Source organism: Acinetobacter sichuanensis (genome assembly GCF_003024515.2).
Classification (GTDB): Bacteria; Pseudomonadota; Gammaproteobacteria; order Pseudomonadales; family Moraxellaceae; genus Acinetobacter; species Acinetobacter sichuanensis.
This window is the reverse complement of sequence record NZ_PYIX02000001.1, coordinates 57,409-74,306: the sequence shown is the minus strand read 5'-3', so window position 1 is coordinate 74,306 and position 16,898 is coordinate 57,409. Positions and strand designations below refer to the sequence as shown.

14 protein-coding genes and 1 riboswitch are annotated in these 16,898 nt (G+C 36.8%); of the genes, 6 read left to right on the top strand and 8 right to left on the bottom strand.

Annotated features, from left to right (window positions below):
• Window positions 1-18: 18 nt before the first annotated feature.
• Entirely contained in the window at window positions 19-1,863 is a 1,845-nt protein-coding gene (locus C9E89_RS00350) for an extracellular solute-binding protein (protein ID WP_107006457.1), read from the bottom strand.
• A gap of 42 nt (window positions 1,864-1,905) precedes the next feature.
• Window positions 1,906-5,208, bottom strand: coding sequence for a LysM peptidoglycan-binding domain-containing protein (locus C9E89_RS00345; protein ID WP_107006456.1), 3,303 nt, complete (start codon window positions 5,206-5,208; stop codon window positions 1,906-1,908).
• Window positions 5,209-5,423: 215 nt separating this feature from the next.
• On the opposite strand from C9E89_RS00345, the gene dnaQ reads away from it, so the two are divergent.
• The 3 genes from dnaQ to nudC all read left to right on the top strand — a co-directional run bounded on the left by dnaQ (window position 5,424) and on the right by nudC (window position 9,484).
• Window positions 5,424-6,860 (top strand): DNA polymerase III subunit epsilon, encoded by a 1,437-nt coding sequence (dnaQ, locus tag C9E89_RS00335; protein ID WP_107006455.1) that lies wholly within the window; start codon window positions 5,424-5,426, stop codon window positions 6,858-6,860.
• Between the two features lie 228 nt (window positions 6,861-7,088).
• Complete coding sequence (locus C9E89_RS00330) at window positions 7,089-8,729, top strand: chemotaxis protein (protein WP_107006454.1); 1,641 nt, start codon at window positions 7,089-7,091, stop codon at window positions 8,727-8,729.
• Window positions 8,729-9,484, top strand: a complete 756-nt coding sequence (nudC, locus tag C9E89_RS00325) for an NAD(+) diphosphatase (RefSeq protein ID WP_107006453.1) — start codon at window positions 8,729-8,731, stop codon at window positions 9,482-9,484. Before C9E89_RS00330 ends, nudC begins: the two co-directional genes overlap by 1 nt.
• Before the next feature lie 29 nt (window positions 9,485-9,513).
• Here nudC and C9E89_RS00320 read toward each other — a convergent pair whose 3' ends face one another.
• The 4 genes from C9E89_RS00320 to C9E89_RS00305 form a co-directional block, all read right to left on the bottom strand.
• Entirely contained in the window at window positions 9,514-10,401 is an 888-nt protein-coding gene (locus tag C9E89_RS00320) for an alpha/beta hydrolase (RefSeq protein WP_107006452.1), read from the bottom strand.
• Window positions 10,388-11,086: a BON domain-containing protein gene (locus tag C9E89_RS00315; RefSeq protein ID WP_107006451.1), complete on the bottom strand. Its 699-nt coding sequence runs from the start codon at window positions 11,084-11,086 to the stop codon at window positions 10,388-10,390. The genes C9E89_RS00320 and C9E89_RS00315 overlap by 14 nt, the downstream gene beginning before the upstream one ends.
• A 75-nt stretch (window positions 11,087-11,161) precedes the next feature.
• Window positions 11,162-11,590 carry a YraN family protein gene (locus tag C9E89_RS00310; RefSeq protein ID WP_107006450.1) on the bottom strand — a complete coding sequence of 143 codons (429 nt, stop codon included), beginning with the start codon at window positions 11,588-11,590 and terminating at the stop codon, window positions 11,162-11,164.
• Window positions 11,591-11,620: 30 nt separating this feature from the next.
• Window positions 11,621-12,508 carry a penicillin-binding protein activator gene (locus tag C9E89_RS00305; RefSeq protein WP_228198959.1) on the bottom strand — a complete coding sequence of 296 codons (888 nt, stop codon included), beginning with the start codon at window positions 12,506-12,508 and terminating at the stop codon, window positions 11,621-11,623.
• 73 nt (window positions 12,509-12,581) lie between these two features.
• Here C9E89_RS00305 and rsmI point away from each other — a divergent pair, with 73 nt between their 5' ends.
• On the top strand, window positions 12,582-13,424 hold the full coding sequence (gene rsmI / locus C9E89_RS00300; protein ID WP_107006449.1) for a 16S rRNA (cytidine(1402)-2'-O)-methyltransferase: 843 nt from the start codon (window positions 12,582-12,584) through the stop codon (window positions 13,422-13,424).
• Window positions 13,425-13,722: 298 nt separating this feature from the next.
• Window positions 13,723-14,172, top strand: coding sequence for a universal stress protein (locus tag C9E89_RS00295; RefSeq protein ID WP_107006448.1), 450 nt, complete (start codon window positions 13,723-13,725; stop codon window positions 14,170-14,172).
• Between the two features lie 69 nt (window positions 14,173-14,241).
• Here C9E89_RS00295 and C9E89_RS00290 read toward each other — a convergent pair whose 3' ends face one another.
• The gene (locus tag C9E89_RS00290; protein ID WP_107006651.1) at window positions 14,242-15,078 is read right to left on the bottom strand and encodes an SDR family NAD(P)-dependent oxidoreductase; all 837 of its coding nucleotides are present in this window, start codon (window positions 15,076-15,078) and stop codon (window positions 14,242-14,244) included.
• Between the two features lie 193 nt (window positions 15,079-15,271).
• Window positions 15,272-15,429, top strand: a riboswitch (FMN riboswitch).
• 107 nt (window positions 15,430-15,536) lie between these two features.
• Here C9E89_RS00290 and ribB point away from each other — a divergent pair.
• Window positions 15,537-16,196, top strand: coding sequence for a 3,4-dihydroxy-2-butanone-4-phosphate synthase (gene ribB, locus C9E89_RS00285; protein ID WP_107006447.1), 660 nt, complete (start codon window positions 15,537-15,539; stop codon window positions 16,194-16,196).
• Between the two features lie 86 nt (window positions 16,197-16,282).
• On the opposite strand, the gene C9E89_RS00280 is transcribed toward ribB, so the two are convergent.
• Entirely contained in the window at window positions 16,283-16,813 is a 531-nt protein-coding gene (locus C9E89_RS00280) for an HPP family protein (RefSeq protein WP_107006650.1), read from the bottom strand.
• Window positions 16,814-16,898 lie beyond the last annotated feature (85 nt).

The window sequence follows — 16,898 nt, the reverse complement described above, 5'->3', positions numbered from 1 at the left end:
AATCAAATACAGCCTAAATTATTGTTTACGCAAATATTGATTGATTTTTTGCGCTTGTTTTGGCTCAGACCACCAGTAGTCCAAACCCAGTGATAATTGCGGTTTCACTTTTGGTTGTTGATACATACTCCAATAAGCATACCAATCACTGTCTTTACTATAAGTCAAAATATGATAATAACCTGAACGCAATAAGCGATCTAAAACTTTAGTACGTAGGATTAACTGCTCTCGATTTGGCGCACGAATCACTTCTTGTATTGCTTCATCAATTACAGGGTTTTTAATCCCTGCATAGTTATAATTTCCTACTTCATCGGCTGCTTTACTGCTCCACATTTGTGCTTGTTCATTCCCTGGAGTCAATGATTGAGGCATCACATTGGTGGTCATTTGAAAATCTGAACGGCGCATTCGCTCAATATATTGGGGAACATCAACCTGACGAATAGAAACCTGAATGCCAAGTTTTTTAAGATTACGCACAAAAGGCATTAAGGTTCGATTTAAACTTTCCTGAAATATCATAAACTCGATACGAATTGGCTGCCCTTTTGGGTCTACCAACATCGCATTTTGATAACGATAACCTGCTTTTAACAGCAAAGTTCGCACTACGAGTAAATTATTACGGTTAAACCCACTGGCATCGGAAGGTGGATATTTCCAATTTGCCAAAACGCCTTGACGTTGTAAAGGATGCAAACGCGCTAAGTAAGGCTGAATCATCTGTAATTCTTGCTGAGATGGTAGACCTGTAGCTGCCAGCTCACTATTTTGGAAATAGCTGTTTAAACGAATATATTGCCCATAAAATAAAGCTTTATTTAACCATTCAAAATCATAGGCATAACTTAATGCTTGACGAAAATAAATATCGTTAAAAGGTGCTTTACGCGTATTAAAAACAAAGCTTTGTGTCGGTGCAGGGTTTGCTGTTTTAGAAATATATTTGGTGACCATACCTGCTTTTAACGCAGGAAAGTTATATTCTGTTGTCCACTTTCGAGACATTTTTTCTTCATGAAACGTATATTGACCCGACTTAAAACCTTCAAAAGCAATATCTAAATTACGATAATACACAAATTTCACAAGATCAAAATTATAGCGTCCTTTATTTACAGCTAAATCTTTTGCCCAATAATTTGGATTACGTTTATAGGAAATGCTACGTCCTGCATCTATACGATCAATCAAATAAGGTCCTGAACCTAAAATTGGCTGTAAAGTAATTTTGGCAAAGTCTTTATTTTTCCAGTCTGCTTTGGAATAGATGGCAATAGACGCCAAAATCAAAGGCATTTCTGTATTATTATCTGATTTAAACGTCATTTTAACTTGGTATTTAGACAATACTTCTGTTTTTTCTAAATCAGATAAATACATTTGAAAGCCAGGGTTGGCTTTACTCTGAATAATATCAAAGGTAAATTTAACATCCTCTGCGGTGACAGGTGTGCCATTACTAAAACGCGCTTTGGGATTAAGATGAAAAATCACAAACTTGGTTTTATCGGGATCAAAAGTCACTTTTTCTGCTAGTAAAGGATACATAACACTTGGTTCATCGAGTGATGAACTCATCAAGGTATCAAATAAAAAATTTGTACCTTCAGCGCTCGTTCCTTTGCCATTAAAGCCATTTAAATTATCAAATGTTCCATTTCCTGCCTGACTAATCATGCCGCCTTTGGGAGCAACTGGATTAGCATACGGCATTGCTTGAGCATTTGCGTACTTTGCAGTGGTATGAATTGCAATATAAGGGGTTGTTTGAGGTGCTGCATATAATGCACCTGCGATCCAACATAAAACCCCTACTGCCCCTAGCTGTTTCGCATACGCAAAGCTCAATAGCATATTGAGTCTATCCTTTTACTTTTAAATCAACTTACAGATCAATTATAAGTTTGGTACTCGAATGACAGTTCCAATACGCAACTGTGTATTTGGCTGAATATTATTCATTTCAGCGAGTTCATTACTTGCTATACCATATTTACTGGCTAAGCGAATTAAAGAATCACCACTTTTGACTTTATATTCAGTCACAGTTTTTGGAATTTGAATACTTTGCCCACGTTGCAAACCTGAACGTGCATTTAAGTTATTCAATGCCGCCAACTCCTGCACTGAAACACCAGTACGACTCGCAATGACATTGAGCGACTCACCTGCTTTTACTGTATAAGCTTCAGTATCTTTAGTCGAGGCTTTTGTTGAAGCTGTCACTTTCGTCACTGGCTCTTCTTTTTCCTTGACATTACTTTCTTTAGTTGATAATTCACCATCAATTTTTAGACGCTGACCTGCACGTAAACTTGCATTACGTGCTAAACCATTTAACTCTGTTAAAAATGCGACTTGTAAATGATATTTTTTAGCGACTGAAGCAATCGTTTCGCCAGATTTCACAATATGTATATCTTTACTTACATTTCGTTCATTACTCTGGATTTCAGGCTGTTCAATCTGCTTAGTTTTTGCAGCTTGTACAGGCTCACCTGATAATTTTAGTTTTTGCCCAACAAACAAACCTGCTATTGTACTTAAACCATTTAAATCAGCAACTTGACTTAAAGACAAATTATACTTATTGGCAACAGTCGTCAAACTATCACCCGATTGAACCACATAACTCTCTGGAACCGTACTACCTTCTGGCACTTTAATGGTTTGCCCAACCAATAAGCCTTTTGAAACAGATAAATTATTTAATGCGGCTAACTCAGATAAACTCATCTTAGACTGAACTGCAATACTCGATAAAGTATCACCGCTTTTTACACGATAACTTTCAGTTTTATACTGAGTTTCAGCTTTGACATTATTAAATTTAGTTTGATCTACAACTTTCGACTCAAGTTTTTCAGCACTTTGCTGTACTTCTTGCAATGGAACATTAATTTTTTGCCCAGCAAATAGATTACCTACTTCCAAACCAGGGGTTAAATCTGCTAACTCTTGTACAGATAAAGCATAGCGATCTGCAATAACTTTCAGATATTCACCACGTTTTACAACATAAGGTTTCGTCTTAATTTTTGCTTCAGGTTTAGAGGTGTCAGAATGAACAAGCGTTTTATTTAATGCACTGAGCTTTTCTTGTCCTATATCTTTTAAGTTAAGCTTTTGCCCAACCAGTAAATTACTCGTTGTTGTTAAATTATTATAGCTCGCCAACTGTGAAACAGACAGATTAAATTGTTCTGCCACGCCTGTTAAACTGTCATTTGGTTTTACGACATACGTTGCAGGTGTATGATCAGGTTTTTTGACTGAGCTTGATGGTGTTTCTGCTTCTTGTGGTTTAGCGTCATACAAATATAAAGTTGCACCAACAAATAATGTCCCACTTGGATCAACTTGGTTCCATTTCGCAATATCACGCCAATTTACACCATTTTTCATTGCAATGATTGCCAGTGTGTCACCAGCTAACACTGTATAAGTACTACGTTTACCTTTTGGTGGTACCACCACAACTTCACTATCTGTTTTGGCAAAGTTTTTATCTTGATTTAATTTTGCTTCTTCTGATGTTTTCGCTGTGGTTTCTGCTACACCTTTTGGATAAGCAAAGCCGACTGTATTTTCTCGTCCTTGTTGCTCAGCCACAGACTGACTCGTTTGAATCGCTGTAAGCTTAATTTTACCGTCATAAGGATCAACAATTTCAGTTCCTTGTGGCGCAATTGCTTTAATTTCTTTGACGACCTCATCTTTTTCAGCTTGTGTTGCTTGAGGATCAATCACTTGCTTAACTGTGAGTTTTTCGTCCTCTGTTTTTACTGCTGCCATAATTTGCTCACGTTCTTGTACAGATAATGGCGGCTCAACTGTAACAGGTTTTACATTGCTGGCTTGTGTCACAGCTACAGGAATACGGGGTGCGCTTGGAATAACAGCATCTGAGGCAAATGCAGCTAAAGCAGAAGCACCTTGTGGTGTATTTCTAACTGTAGTTACAGTTGAAGGCGTAACAGGCTTTGTTGTTGTGACAGGTGTAACAGGTTGGGGAGTTGTATTACTTGCACTCAGTACAGGTGGATTCGTTCTGGTTGGCGCGATAGGCGTCCCTGTATTTGCAGGTACATAAGTCGGTGCTGGCACATAAGTCGGCGTATTACTTGCTAAATATGAACCTGAATTCGGCTGTAAGCCTCTTAATTTTGTATCAATATTTGGATTTAAATCTGCTGGAATTAAAATTTTCATTGGGCTAGAGATATCAACAACCTCACCACGATGCCCAGGGTTTAAAGCATATAACTCTGCACGGCTTAAACCTGTAGTTGCAGCAATTTGATTCAGTTGCACCCCAGCAGGCACAGACACTTCTCTAAAGTGTGGTCGATTGGCAATAGGAGGTAGTGTTACACCATATTTTTGTGGATTTTTTACAATCTGTGCCACAGCCAAGAAACGTGGTACATAGTTCATGGTTTCTTGTGGTAAACGTAATGACCAATAATCTGTAGGTAAACCCGCCGCTTCATTACGATTAATTGCTTGTTGGATACGTCCTGGACCTGCATTATATGCTGCTAAAGCAAGCTCCCAAGAACCAAACTGATTATATAAACTTCCTAAAAACTCATAAGCTGCACGGGTAGATTCGACCACATCACGACGACCATCATACAAACCTGATTGTCTTAAACCATAAATTTTCCCTGTACTCGGGATAAACTGCCACATGCCTGCTGCGGCTGCACTACTGGTTGCAGCAGGATCATAAGAACTTTCAATAATAGGTAAAAGTGCTAATTCAGTTGGTAAACCACGACGTTCAGCTTCTTTGACAGTATGGTATAAATAACGAGATGCACGGGCACTTAAACGATCAATATAAGGCTGACGTGCAGCAAACCAACTACGCTGTGCATCAATACGTGGATCCCAACGATCTTCATTCATTTTAAAACCGACTGACATACGTTTCCAGACATCACCATGTTTTAAAATAAGTAAACGATCGCCCTCTACAGCACGCATATCAGTTGCTGATAATAGATCTTCTAATGAGTCCAGACTTGTTGCATCCAACATTCCTGTTTGCTTACTCGTCTGTGGTTTACTCACAGTTTGAGAAGAAGAACACCCTGTCATTAAACCAATGGCAGCCAGTGCTGTTGTCATGAATGATAATTTAAATAAAACAGGAGTAGTGGACTGCCACACAATCGTGGTTGGTTTAGACATACAGGATTCCGAACAACATATAGTAAATTATTTTATCCATGCCATTTTAGTAGAGCATCTGGCTCATACAAGGCACTTATTGCAAGCAAACTGCTTACAAATGTTACAAAAAATTAAAAAAATCGGAGTTCTAGCGGTGGAAAACTCGATTTGCGTATACAATAAATTCTTAGCTCACGATGTTCAACACTAAATTTCATTCATTGGTTATCATTATGTCTCAAACAATCACGCTTTATGTCGATGGTGCATGTAAAGGCAATCCAGGATTAGGCGGCTGGGGTGCGTATATCATTACTGAAACAGAAGAACATAAACTGTGTGGTGGTGAAAGAGAAACAACCAATAATCGGATGGAACTTTCAGCCGCTATTGAGGGCATTGCATTTTGCCCCAAAGATGCCAAGCTCATTTTGTGGACAGATTCTAACTATGTCAAACGTGGTATCACGGAGTGGATTGAAAATTGGAAAAAGAAAAACTGGAAAGATGTCAAAAATCCTGATTTGTGGCAAAAACTCGATGCTACATGTAAAGGTCGTGACATTGAATGGAACTGGATTAAAGGACATGCAGGACATGCGGGCAACGAAATGGCAGATCAACTTGCCAATTTAGGTGCATCAAATACAGCGCAAGGTATCACCCAGACTCAAATTACCACGACTCAGAAACTTTTAACTCAGGCAAAGACCACCATGACTCAAGATAAAAAAAAAGTTGAAGCAGATTGGCTTTTAGATGACCCTTTTGGTTTTGACCTTGTCAATGAAGATGAAGATACAGCCGAAGAAATTGAACTGAGCAGTGAAAGTGAAGAAAATGAAAATATAGATACGTTATCTTCTGCTCAACATTTCGGTCATGAAACAGCAGCAAAAGAACAAGAACATTCAACGACAAATATTCAACAGCATCCTGATATTGTCATTACTCCAAAAAAACTCGATATTGAAGGTCCACGACAACTTATTTTAGATACAGAAACCACAGGTTTTTATTTTCAAGACAGTGACCGTATTGTCGAGGTTGGAGCGATTGAAATGATCAATCGTAAACTCACAGGTAGCTCTATTCACATTTATATTAACCCTGAAAAGCCTGTAGGTGACTCTGAAGCAATTCACGGTATTACGGATGAGTTTTTAAAAGATAAACCTAAGTATCATGAAGTTGCACAAGTACTTTTTGACTATTTAGAAGGTGCAGAAATTATTGCACATAATGCAAGCTTCGATATGAACTTCTTAGATATGGAGTTTAAACGTAGTGGCTTTGTCGCTTTATCTGAAGTTTGTAGTGTCACTGACACTTTGGCAATGGCAAAAAGTAAGCATCCAGGACAAAAAAACTCATTAGATGCTTTAGTTCGTCGTTATGAAATTCCACAACGTGACCGTACTTTCCACGGTGCTTTACTGGATGCTGAGATTTTATCTGATGTCTATCTAGCCATGACAGGTGGACAAGTTTCCTTTGACATGGATGCTTTATCAGACACCTCAAACTTATCTTCTGAGCAACAAACACGTGCAAAAATCGATGTACAAGCGCCTGTCATTTTAGCATCAGAAGAAGAGTTAGCAGCGCACGATGCTTGGGTACAAAAATACCAAGAAAAAAATGGAGAAGCATGTATTTTTGGTAAATAACAGGACAGTCAAAAGTGGAATCACTCAAGAATCCAATCGATTCAGCAATCAACTGAAAAGAACTGGGTAAATAGACAGCATTCCACTTCGTACAGTTTGTAAAGTCCTAAGACTAAGCAAATAAGTCTATTGTAAATTGTCTGCATTTAAGCGATATTAAAATCTAAAAATTAGTCTTTATACTAAAGGCTAAAAAATTAGAACATTTATTTTCATCAGGGGGCTTTGATGTCTTATCAAACATCAATATATTTTGATCCAACAGCATTATTAATAATAAAAAATGAAGTGGATAATTCGATTCAACAAGTTGAGTCGGCTGTTAGTAGTTTGGTTGAAGATCAAACCTTACCTTTTGGTATAGATGATGCACTGAATCAGTTTGAACAATGTGCACATGTGATTCGTTTGATCAACATACCGCAACTCGCACAACTTACTGAATATGCAGCGGAATTAATGCATAAAATCATGCAAGATCCGCGTAATATTAAAACATCAGATGTACTTGCGCTGAGCGAAGGCACAACAATGCTCAAACGCTTTGTCGAGTTTACCTGTTTACGTGAAGTCAAAGTTCACCAGTTTTTGCTTGATACCTTAAACCGTTTAGAGCTAGCGCTTGGCAAACCGCTTACACAAGAGGGAGAAAATCTAACACCATTGTTGGCGCAAATTCCTCCTTTAGAATTAGCCCAAGCGCAAGAACTCGAAAAATCGAATTATGTACATCGGTTATATAAGCTCTGCTTAAATCACCTTTTGAAACAAAACGAAACTCAATTAGATTATCAAGGCTTACAACTGGTGGGAGCATATCTTTCTCATTTAGCAGATACAACGCCAAGTGCTCAATATTGGAAATTGGTCGCAAATGCCTTACAGCATCTACAAGATACTATTTTGAGTGATGCTCGCTTACGCACGTTAATTCAAATTGAAACCAATATTGGTAACTTCCTCAGTCAGCCACAACAGTTTAATGTAGATAACTTACAAGTTGCGAATGTTCTCAGTTTGTGTATTAGCCAAGATAATGATATTGCACAAAATTTACGCCATAAAATTCAAGTTGGTGATGATGTTCTAACAGACAATCAACTTCATGTTTTTAGTCGTCATTTATATGGTCCAGATTTTGAAACGATTCATAGCGTGAGCAAACTGATCACTGAGGAAATGACAGAAATTCGTAATGCGATTGAGTACAACTATCAAAACATGTCAGATGAAAAAACTATTGAACTCAAAAGCAAGTTATTAGGTTTAGCGAACATTTTTAAAGTTTTGAATCTCAATGAAGCAGCAACAGAACTTGTACAACAAGCAGCCCTACTCGACAATCCAACCATTTTAGAAGATGAAAACTATGCGCAACAATTGATGAATAGTATTTTATCTGCTATGAATTCAATTGGTATTTTAGAACGTAATTACACATCAAATCGCTTGCAACTTCGTGTCAATAATCTGCAAATTTCACTTGATCGTTTAGATGAAGCACATACTACCTTGTTAGCAGAAACGAAGATTCAGATTGATGCCACTAGCCAAGCATTGGTTCAATATATTTCTGAAAAAAATCAGGAAACTATTGCTAATGTTGCATTACAACTGACTGAAATTAGCGGTGCAATGTTATTCCTTGGTTCTAAAGCAAGCCAAGAAACATTACTGACATGTGCTCAATTTATTGACCATGCTTTATCTCAAAGTACCACATTAAATCCACAGCAAATTCAATCTGTATTAGAAGTGCTAGCAAGTGCTGATATGATGATTGAAAATTTACAGAATAAACAACCTGTCCTACAATCTATGTTTGATATAGCATTGAAAAGTAGCCAAAACTTAAAAGCGATCGCCTAATGTCAGAATTATCACTTGCCTATATTTTTCACCATCACCAACTTCTTGTTGATGACAATTTTCAATTACCACAAGTTGAACAATTAGCAAGTGATCTTATTTTTAACTCGGGTGATCAGATTATCGCCCGAGATCTATTTATTGAGGAAAATATTCCTGAAGGTTATCAACTCGTTCCCATTCGCCAGCTTATTTCACAATGGACAAAGGTTCAATTTGAACAAGCAAGCCGTGCTTTACAACTTTTAGAATGGCGCCGTAACCATAAGTTTTGCAGCCATTGTGGGCATGAAACAGAAGTTCATCCTACAGAATATGCGATGGTTTGCCCTGCTTGTCGCTACCATCAATATCCACGTGTGCAACCTTGTGTTATTACAGTGATTACACGAGGAAAAGATGAAATTTTACTCGCAAAAAATGCTAAAAACACCAGTAATATGTATGGTTTAATCGCAGGCTTTGTTGAAGTTGGAGAAACACTCGAAGAAGCTGTACAACGTGAAACCCTTGAAGAAATTGGCATTGAAGTTAAAAATATTCAATATCTAGCGAGCCAACCATGGCCTTTTCCAAGCAACTTAATGCTTGCCTTTAAAGCTGAATATGCTTCAGGTGAAATTGTCTTACAAGAAGAAGAAATCAGTGATGCTCAATTCTTTAAATTTGATGCTTTACCCGAAATTCCTTTTTCAGGCAGTATTGCACATGCCATGATTGAACACGTGATTTTTAATAAAAAAATGCCTGATTAACAGGCATTTTTTTGATTTAAATGACAATTTTAGTTGTTTTTAAAAGTTTGATCTAATGCTTTAACAATTTCTGATCGTGTTTGATAAAAACGACTAAATAAACTTGAGACACTTCCCATAATAGACACATGACCTGTTTTTGGAATCACTGTCATTTGGCAATGATTTCCTAAAGCTTCAAGTTGTGCCTTCAAATCTAGACTATTGCTTTCCTCAACAATTTGATCATGAGCTGCAGTAAATAAAAAGTGGCGAATCTCATTTTTTTCAATAAAGTAATAAGGCATCACTTGTTGATAAGGGATATCTTGATCAAATGCATCACTAGCTAAAGGATCACCTTTATAATCAAAGTGATAAGGTCCAGCAATCCCCACGATTGCCTTAATATTTTTTTTGACCTCAGACTGAAAACGCTTAGGATTATACAATAAAGAGGTAATATTAAATGCGCCTGCTGAATGCCCCATTAAAGCAATATTATGCGTAGAAATACCAAGCTTGTTTTGTTGTTGCTCTAAAAAGTTTAAAGCAACAGCCAAATCATCTACATAAGTAGGGAACTTATGCTGTGGTGCTAAATGATAATTCAATACCGCAACATCATAACCATAACGACTAAATGCTTCGCCAACAAACTTATAAGCACTTTTATCGCCATGACTCCAAGCACCACCATGCACAAAAACAATTAATGGTTTTTCTTGTGTACGATTAGAAATATATAAATCTAAACGCTGTCTTGCTTTTAAACCATATGCAATATTGGCATGAAATTGATAACCCTTTTTAGGAGTCAATTTATTAATCGTGATACTGGCTAAATCATATAAACGAAAATCAGTATAAAATGCCTTAATTGATTGGATTTTTTTCAATACAACTTTAGGTTTAACTTGAAAATTACGGTTGAACATCTGTACTTGGCTCTACTGCATCTGGGTCTATTGCCACAGGAGTCACAACATCGGGTTGAACATTTGAAACGACAGGTGCAGTAAAGGATGAACTTTGTACTTGACGACTCGCTTGCTCAACATTATCTAATAAAGTCACAATTTTGGTGACATTACCTACTTTTTGCAAAACATCATTTAAGTCATCACTTTCAGCATTATTCAGACGTCCCATGACATAAAGCACACCATCTTCTGTATGTACTAAAACTTTATTATCTGAAACAACAGGTGCTTTCATAATTAAGCCACGTGTATTTGCTGTTACTGATGCATCTTGCATAATGGTGCTGTAGCTAATTTGATTACCCACTGTAATATAATTATGTACAGCCTTGACATCACTCATGGCACGGACATTATCTTCAGCCAATTGTTTTAAATGAACATCTGGCACTTGACCTGTCAATAAAACATTGCTGTGAAAACTATTGATATTGACACGAGATTGTTTAAATCTGGCATCTAATTTATATAAGTTAATTTTTGCAGTACGTTCAATTGAAGAATCAATGAATACTTGCCCTAATGATCTGACACCACTTTCAGTTCCAACAGGTGTACTTCCTGTGCCACCAGAAATAAAGCTCGCGCACCCAGATAAACTTGCTACACACAACATTGTAATGACAATACGGTTTAACACTCAGCAAGACTCCTCATTGAAATCATTATTTCTATATATTTTAAACGGCTACTCGAGTTTACGCTTAAATTTTACTCACAGATTAATCAAGTCTGCATCTAAAGTAAATGCATTTTCAATCCACTGTAAATCATACGGGATTTTAGAAAAGTCATGCTGTACATTTTTTGCAATTTCTTGATGAAAATCAAAACAAATTGCATCAAAACGATAATAAAAGTCCTGAAAATGTTCATGATCTTGCAAAAACTTCAAAGCTGTCTTAATAATTTTACGTTGCTTACTGAGGGTAATTACCTCTACAGCAAGACCATACTCAGTTTTAGCACGTGCTTTGACTTCAATAAAAAGTAACTCATTATCCTTGACCACAATCAAATCAATTTCACCACAACTTGCATGATAATTTTGGCACACCAAACGATAAGCATGCTCTTGCATAAGCTGTAAAGCAGTATGTTCTGCCCACTCACCTAATTGTTGCCGCACAGACTTCGCTTTCATTCGATCTATCCCAATTGTTTATGTGATGATTTAGGCGATTGCTAAACCTTTGCCTGTACTCACAAAACACATTGGCTCGCGATCAATGCGATTATTTTCAATATGAATTTTACCTGTACGCCCTTTAAAGTCTAAATTTTTCATTTGTGGCTGTGTAATATAGCTCTGGGTAATTTGCCATGCATCTCCACCAAAAGCATATAAACGTTGATATGCCATAGTGGTTGGACTTTGTTGATACGCTTTTAAAACGTCATTCCATTCAGAAATATACAATGAAGGCACATCGCAGAACTTCATTCCCTTAGGCAAAGGCTGACTGTCCTCAACGGCTACAGCTTGCATATATAAGTTTTGTACAGGTAATTTTTTTAATTGACTGATCCATGCATAATTCCCTAATAACAGTAATCCCTCACTTTTGACCATCTTTACGGGTACGCTATTCACAATTTGGATTTGCCCTTGAAATTGTTCAGACAATGCATTGAAAAATGCTTTACTTTCTTGAATATTTTCAGGTTGTTGTAAAATATATAATTTATTCACTCCATCTCTTTCTATGGTATCAATTAATGCTGCTGCATCATCATTTTTAGATAAACTAAATTGCACAACATTAGGATGTTTTAAAGTCACTTCATTTAATGCCAATACAGGTATTTTTGGCGAAAATTTAATAACCTCTTCAACATCAGTGCGCCCTAAAGGTCCAATAATCATTTGGGTTTGCTTATTGATATTTTGCTTCAGTACAGCGCTGATTGATTTTTGGTCTGTATTTACAAATTTTAGAACAGTTTTCGACCCCATTGCTTGATATGCAGTCGATATTCCAAGTTTAATGCTGTTACTTGCTCGCGCCAGAGGTCCTGTTTCAGGTAAAATAACCAATACTTCCGCTTGAGCAGTGATCATTATGCTCAAAAGCCCAAGACCACATAGCGTCTGTCTATAATTCAATTTTTTATTTTTAATCATGGAGAACCTTATGAGTGCTCAGTTATTTGTTGTAGCCACTCCAATTGGGCACTTAGATGACATGACCTATCGTGCAATTGAAGTTTTAAAGTCCGTTGCTGTAGTTGCCGCAGAAGATACACGACAATCTGCACAATTACTTAAACATTATAATATCTCAACTCCTTTAACTGCATGTCATGATCATAATGAAAGTAACAAAATTAATATACTGATCGAACGCTTAAAAAATGGAGAAGATATTGCTTTAGTGAGTGATGCGGGAACACCATTGATTAGCGATCCTGGTTTTAAATTAGTACGTGCAGCTCAAGAAAATAATATTCGTGTGATTCCTGTACCGGGTGCTTGTGCAGCGATTGCAGCTTTAAGTGCTGTTGGCTTACCCAGTGATCGCTTTAGTTTTGAAGGCTTTTTACCATCTAAACAATCACAACGCTTATTACAGTTAGAAAAACTTAAACATGAAACACAAACTTTAATTATCTATGAAGCGCCACATCGGATTTTAGATTGTGTTAAGGATATGGTCGACGTATTTGGTGCTGAACGTCCAGTTGGTTTTGCACGTGAAATTACTAAAACTTTTGAAACAATTAAAAAAATGACTTTAGCAGAATTACTACATTTTATTGAAAGTGATCATCATCAACAAAAAGGTGAAATTGTTTTAGTGATTGGTGGAGCGCCACAAGAACATGATGTTAAGCAAGAGAAATTAGATCAGTTATTGATCCGTTTGCTTGAAGACTTATCTGTTAAAGCAGCCTCTCAGTTGGTTGCCGATTTAACTGGTGTTAAGAAAAAAGTGGCTTATCAACGTGCTTTAGAACTCACCCAAAAAGATGAGTGATTCAAAGCTAAATTTAAGACCTATTTCACATGATTTAATAAAGAATAAGTGAGACTAAATTGTAGTATTGCAGCAAATTTGATATCACAATCACAGCTTCAATATTACAATTTTAATTCCGAGTAAAATAGTATAAATTATATTTAAATACATAAACTTAATACCAATAAAAAACACCAAAATTAATATTTTGATCTCATGCTAAAGTCGACATTTTCAAAGTAAATATTTTGCGCTATGATGAAATTATAGACAGTAATAATGTATATATTTTTGCAATAACTATAAGGAGAATTTTATGTCTTTTAAAAATATTTTAGTTCCTGTTGACGGTTCAGATACGTCTTTGGCTGTCATTCCTACTGTGGTTGAAATGGCAAAAAAATTTGATGCCAATGTAACCGTAGTTCAAGTCATGACTATAGATCCTTATATTGCCTCTGAATATATTGCTCATGGTCAAAGCAATCAACTTATTGAACGGGCAAAAAATTATATTTTAGATAATTTAGAAACAGCTAAAGCTAAATTTAAAGCGCAAGATTTAGACGTCCAAGTCAAGCTTTTAGAAGGTGAAAATATTGCCAAAGCCATTGCTAAAGCTAGCGATGAACTCAATACTGATCTGGTTATTTTATGCTCACACGGTCGTAGTGGCTTTAAAAAACTTTTAATTGGTAGTGTGGCACAAAGCTTAATTACAACGCTCAAAGCACCTGTTTTAATCGTGAAACAAGATGACGTATAGTTGATAAAAACTTTCACTAAACATTTGAAGCTCAGATGTTTAGTGATTCATCCATACAAAAAATTGAACTTATTTTAAATCATTCAATGCTGTACCTTGAATTGGGTTGCGCTTCCAATAATAAGGCTGAAAAAATCTGAGTAATAAACGCCACGGTGTCATCCAAACAATACGTACATTGGTTCTTTTATTTTGAATTATTTTCTCTGCTAAATAACCACATACTTGATGTGGTGGATCAATGATAAACATAAATAACCATTTCATTTTACGCCAGTTTTCCACATCACCATCCTGCCAAGATGAAACTAATAAATCTGTAGCGACCATTCCGGGGCTTAAAGTACCTACTCGAATCGTGGTCTTTTTAGTTTCTTTATATAATGCTTGACTAAAATAAGCGACTGCACGTTTACTGGTGGCATAGGGTGTCATACCTGCACTCCACTCACCTCGACTTCCCCAACCTTCCATATTAAAAATTTGCCCAAACCCTTGTACTAACATTCCTTTTAGTGCCACTTGTGCGCCTAACATACATCCCAATACATTCGTTTCAATCACATTTGTAATCTCTTGAGGGTTTAATGCGGCAAAAGATTTTGCGCTATTACTGGTACCCGCATTATTAATCCAAACATCAACACGACCAAAGTGAGAAAGCGCTTCTTGCCAAAGCTTTTCTAAATCTTCAATTTTCGTCACTTCACAACATACAATATGAACTTTAGCTTCACCAAATTGCTGTTGTAGCTGCTTTTGAACTTGCTGTAAATTTTGTAGATCACGTGCAGAAATCACGACCGACCAGCCCAATGTCAAAAATGCTTGACTTAATCCCAAACCAATCCCACGCGAGCCTCCTGTAATCACAACACATGATGGCTTTTTATTTTGCATGTTCATCATTACCTTTGCTGCTAGTAAAATCTTATGACTCAAAATACATTCAAGATTTTTATTTCAATGCTCTATTCATAGCATGCTGAGTTTATAAATAAAATCAAAATAATTTTCTCTGGTGCTTACACATAAGACAAATGCAGCGTTCTATAGAAAAACTCTGAACTTTGACGAAAAATAGCTTATAATCAAAAAACATCGCTTCAGGGCGGGGTGTAATTCCCCACCGGTGGTAATTAAATACACATTTCTTTGTGATTTATTCAGCCCACGAGCCTATAATTTCTTTGATTTTATAAGCAGATTTGGTAAAAGCCAAAGCCGACGGTATAGTCCGGATGAAAGAAGACGACGTCACAGCTCAATAATTTTCAATCTATACATTGGAAATTGTTTTGTAACGCCACTATTTCACATGTCCTGAAATGTTCAACCGTATTTCTACTTACGAGAGCGTTTCAATGTCTAGCTTAATACAACCCGAAATTTTCTTTTCAGCCCTTCCTCCTGCTGAACAACGCATCCAACAAGCTTTAGAAGATATGCGTCAAGGCAAACCTGTCTTGGTCATGGACGATTTTGATCGTGAAAATGAAGCTGATTTAATTGTTGCTGCAGAAACATTAAATATTGAAACTATGGCACGTATGATTCGTGATGGTTCAGGCATTGTTTGCTTAACCTTAACCTCAGAACTTGCTGACCATTTAGCATTACCACCCATGGTTCAAGATAATTCAAGTCAATTTAAAACAGCATTTACAATTACCATTGAAGCTGCCGGAGGTGTCACAACAGGTGTTTCAGCGAAAGACCGTGTAACCACCATTCATGCAGCAATCAAAGATGGTGCTGTAGCAAGTGACTTAAACCGTCCAGGGCATGTATTTCCTTTACGTGGTCGTGATGGTGGCGTACTCACACGCCGTGGTCATACCGAAGGTTCTATTGATTTAGCACGTATGGCAGGGCTAAAACCTGCGGGTGTCTTATGTGAAGTGACTAACCCTGATGGTACGATGGCTTCAGGTATTCAAGTTTTAGCATATGCACAAACCCACCATTTAACTTTAATCACCATTGAAGAAATTGTGCAATATCGTTTAGCACATGGTGTCTAATGGAACTTCATTTTTGATGACTTATCTCTGATATTTTCATTACTAAAAAATGCCTAATATTTGCTTAAATTAGGCATTTTTTTTGATTACTTTTTTGTTTCCCACAATGCCAAGCCATAAATCGGCCATTTTTTTGTGACCTTGATATTATTCACCAACAACGCAACAAGTACCAAGGCAACCGCTCCACACAAGACAGGGAAAATCAGAAAATCCCAATCATAATATACAGTATGCGCAGTCAATAAAATCACCAATGGATTTGCCCCTGCTGGAGGATGGACACAGCGACAATATTGCATTAGGGCAATTGCGACACCTACACTACCAGCAATAGTCCAAATATTGATTGGAAAAAATTTTAAGCAAACTAACCCAACCAAAGCAGAAATAAAATGCCCAAAAATAATATTTCTTGGTTGCGCTAATGGCGATTGGGCAACGGTATACAATAAAACACAGCTCGCTCCAAAAGGTGCCATAATCCACATATGATGTGACCACTGCCCAAGCAATAATAAAATTAGAATACTCAAAGCCCCACCAATAAATCCTCTAAATAGTTCCAAACCATTTGGTATAGCTGCCAATAATTCTTTGCCACCGAATAAGTTCATTGTGCTCACCCTGCCTTGTTTTTTAGCATCAATCATACTAAAATAAAAAATAGTACAGATCTGTACTTATATCAAGTGTTATTGA

Excerpts from the sequence above, each read along its gene's own strand:
- rsmI (WP_107006449.1), top strand. The coding sequence starts at position 12,582 with ATGAGTGCTCAGTTATTTGTTGTAGCCACTCCAATTGGGCACTTAGAT.
- ribB (WP_107006447.1), top strand. The coding sequence starts at position 15,537 with ATGTCTAGCTTAATACAACCCGAAATTTTCTTTTCAGCCCTTCCTCCT.
- C9E89_RS00305 (WP_228198959.1), bottom strand. The coding sequence starts at position 12,508 with ATGATCACTGCTCAAGCGGAAGTATTGGTTATTTTACCTGAAACAGGA.
- nudC (WP_107006453.1), top strand. The coding sequence starts at position 8,729 with ATGTCAGAATTATCACTTGCCTATATTTTTCACCATCACCAACTTCTT.
- C9E89_RS00295 (WP_107006448.1), top strand. The coding sequence starts at position 13,723 with ATGTCTTTTAAAAATATTTTAGTTCCTGTTGACGGTTCAGATACGTCT.
- C9E89_RS00330 (WP_107006454.1), top strand. The coding sequence starts at position 7,089 with ATGTCTTATCAAACATCAATATATTTTGATCCAACAGCATTATTAATA.
- C9E89_RS00310 (WP_107006450.1), bottom strand. The coding sequence starts at position 11,590 with ATGAAAGCGAAGTCTGTGCGGCAACAATTAGGTGAGTGGGCAGAACAT.
- C9E89_RS00290 (WP_107006651.1), bottom strand. The coding sequence starts at position 15,078 with ATGAACATGCAAAATAAAAAGCCATCATGTGTTGTGATTACAGGAGGC.
- C9E89_RS00280 (WP_107006650.1), bottom strand. The coding sequence starts at position 16,813 with ATGAACTTATTCGGTGGCAAAGAATTATTGGCAGCTATACCAAATGGT.
- C9E89_RS00350 (WP_107006457.1), bottom strand. The coding sequence starts at position 1,863 with ATGCTATTGAGCTTTGCGTATGCGAAACAGCTAGGGGCAGTAGGGGTT.
- dnaQ (WP_107006455.1), top strand. The coding sequence starts at position 5,424 with ATGTCTCAAACAATCACGCTTTATGTCGATGGTGCATGTAAAGGCAAT.
- C9E89_RS00345 (WP_107006456.1), bottom strand. The coding sequence starts at position 5,208 with ATGTCTAAACCAACCACGATTGTGTGGCAGTCCACTACTCCTGTTTTA.
- C9E89_RS00320 (WP_107006452.1), bottom strand. The coding sequence starts at position 10,401 with ATGTTCAACCGTAATTTTCAAGTTAAACCTAAAGTTGTATTGAAAAAA.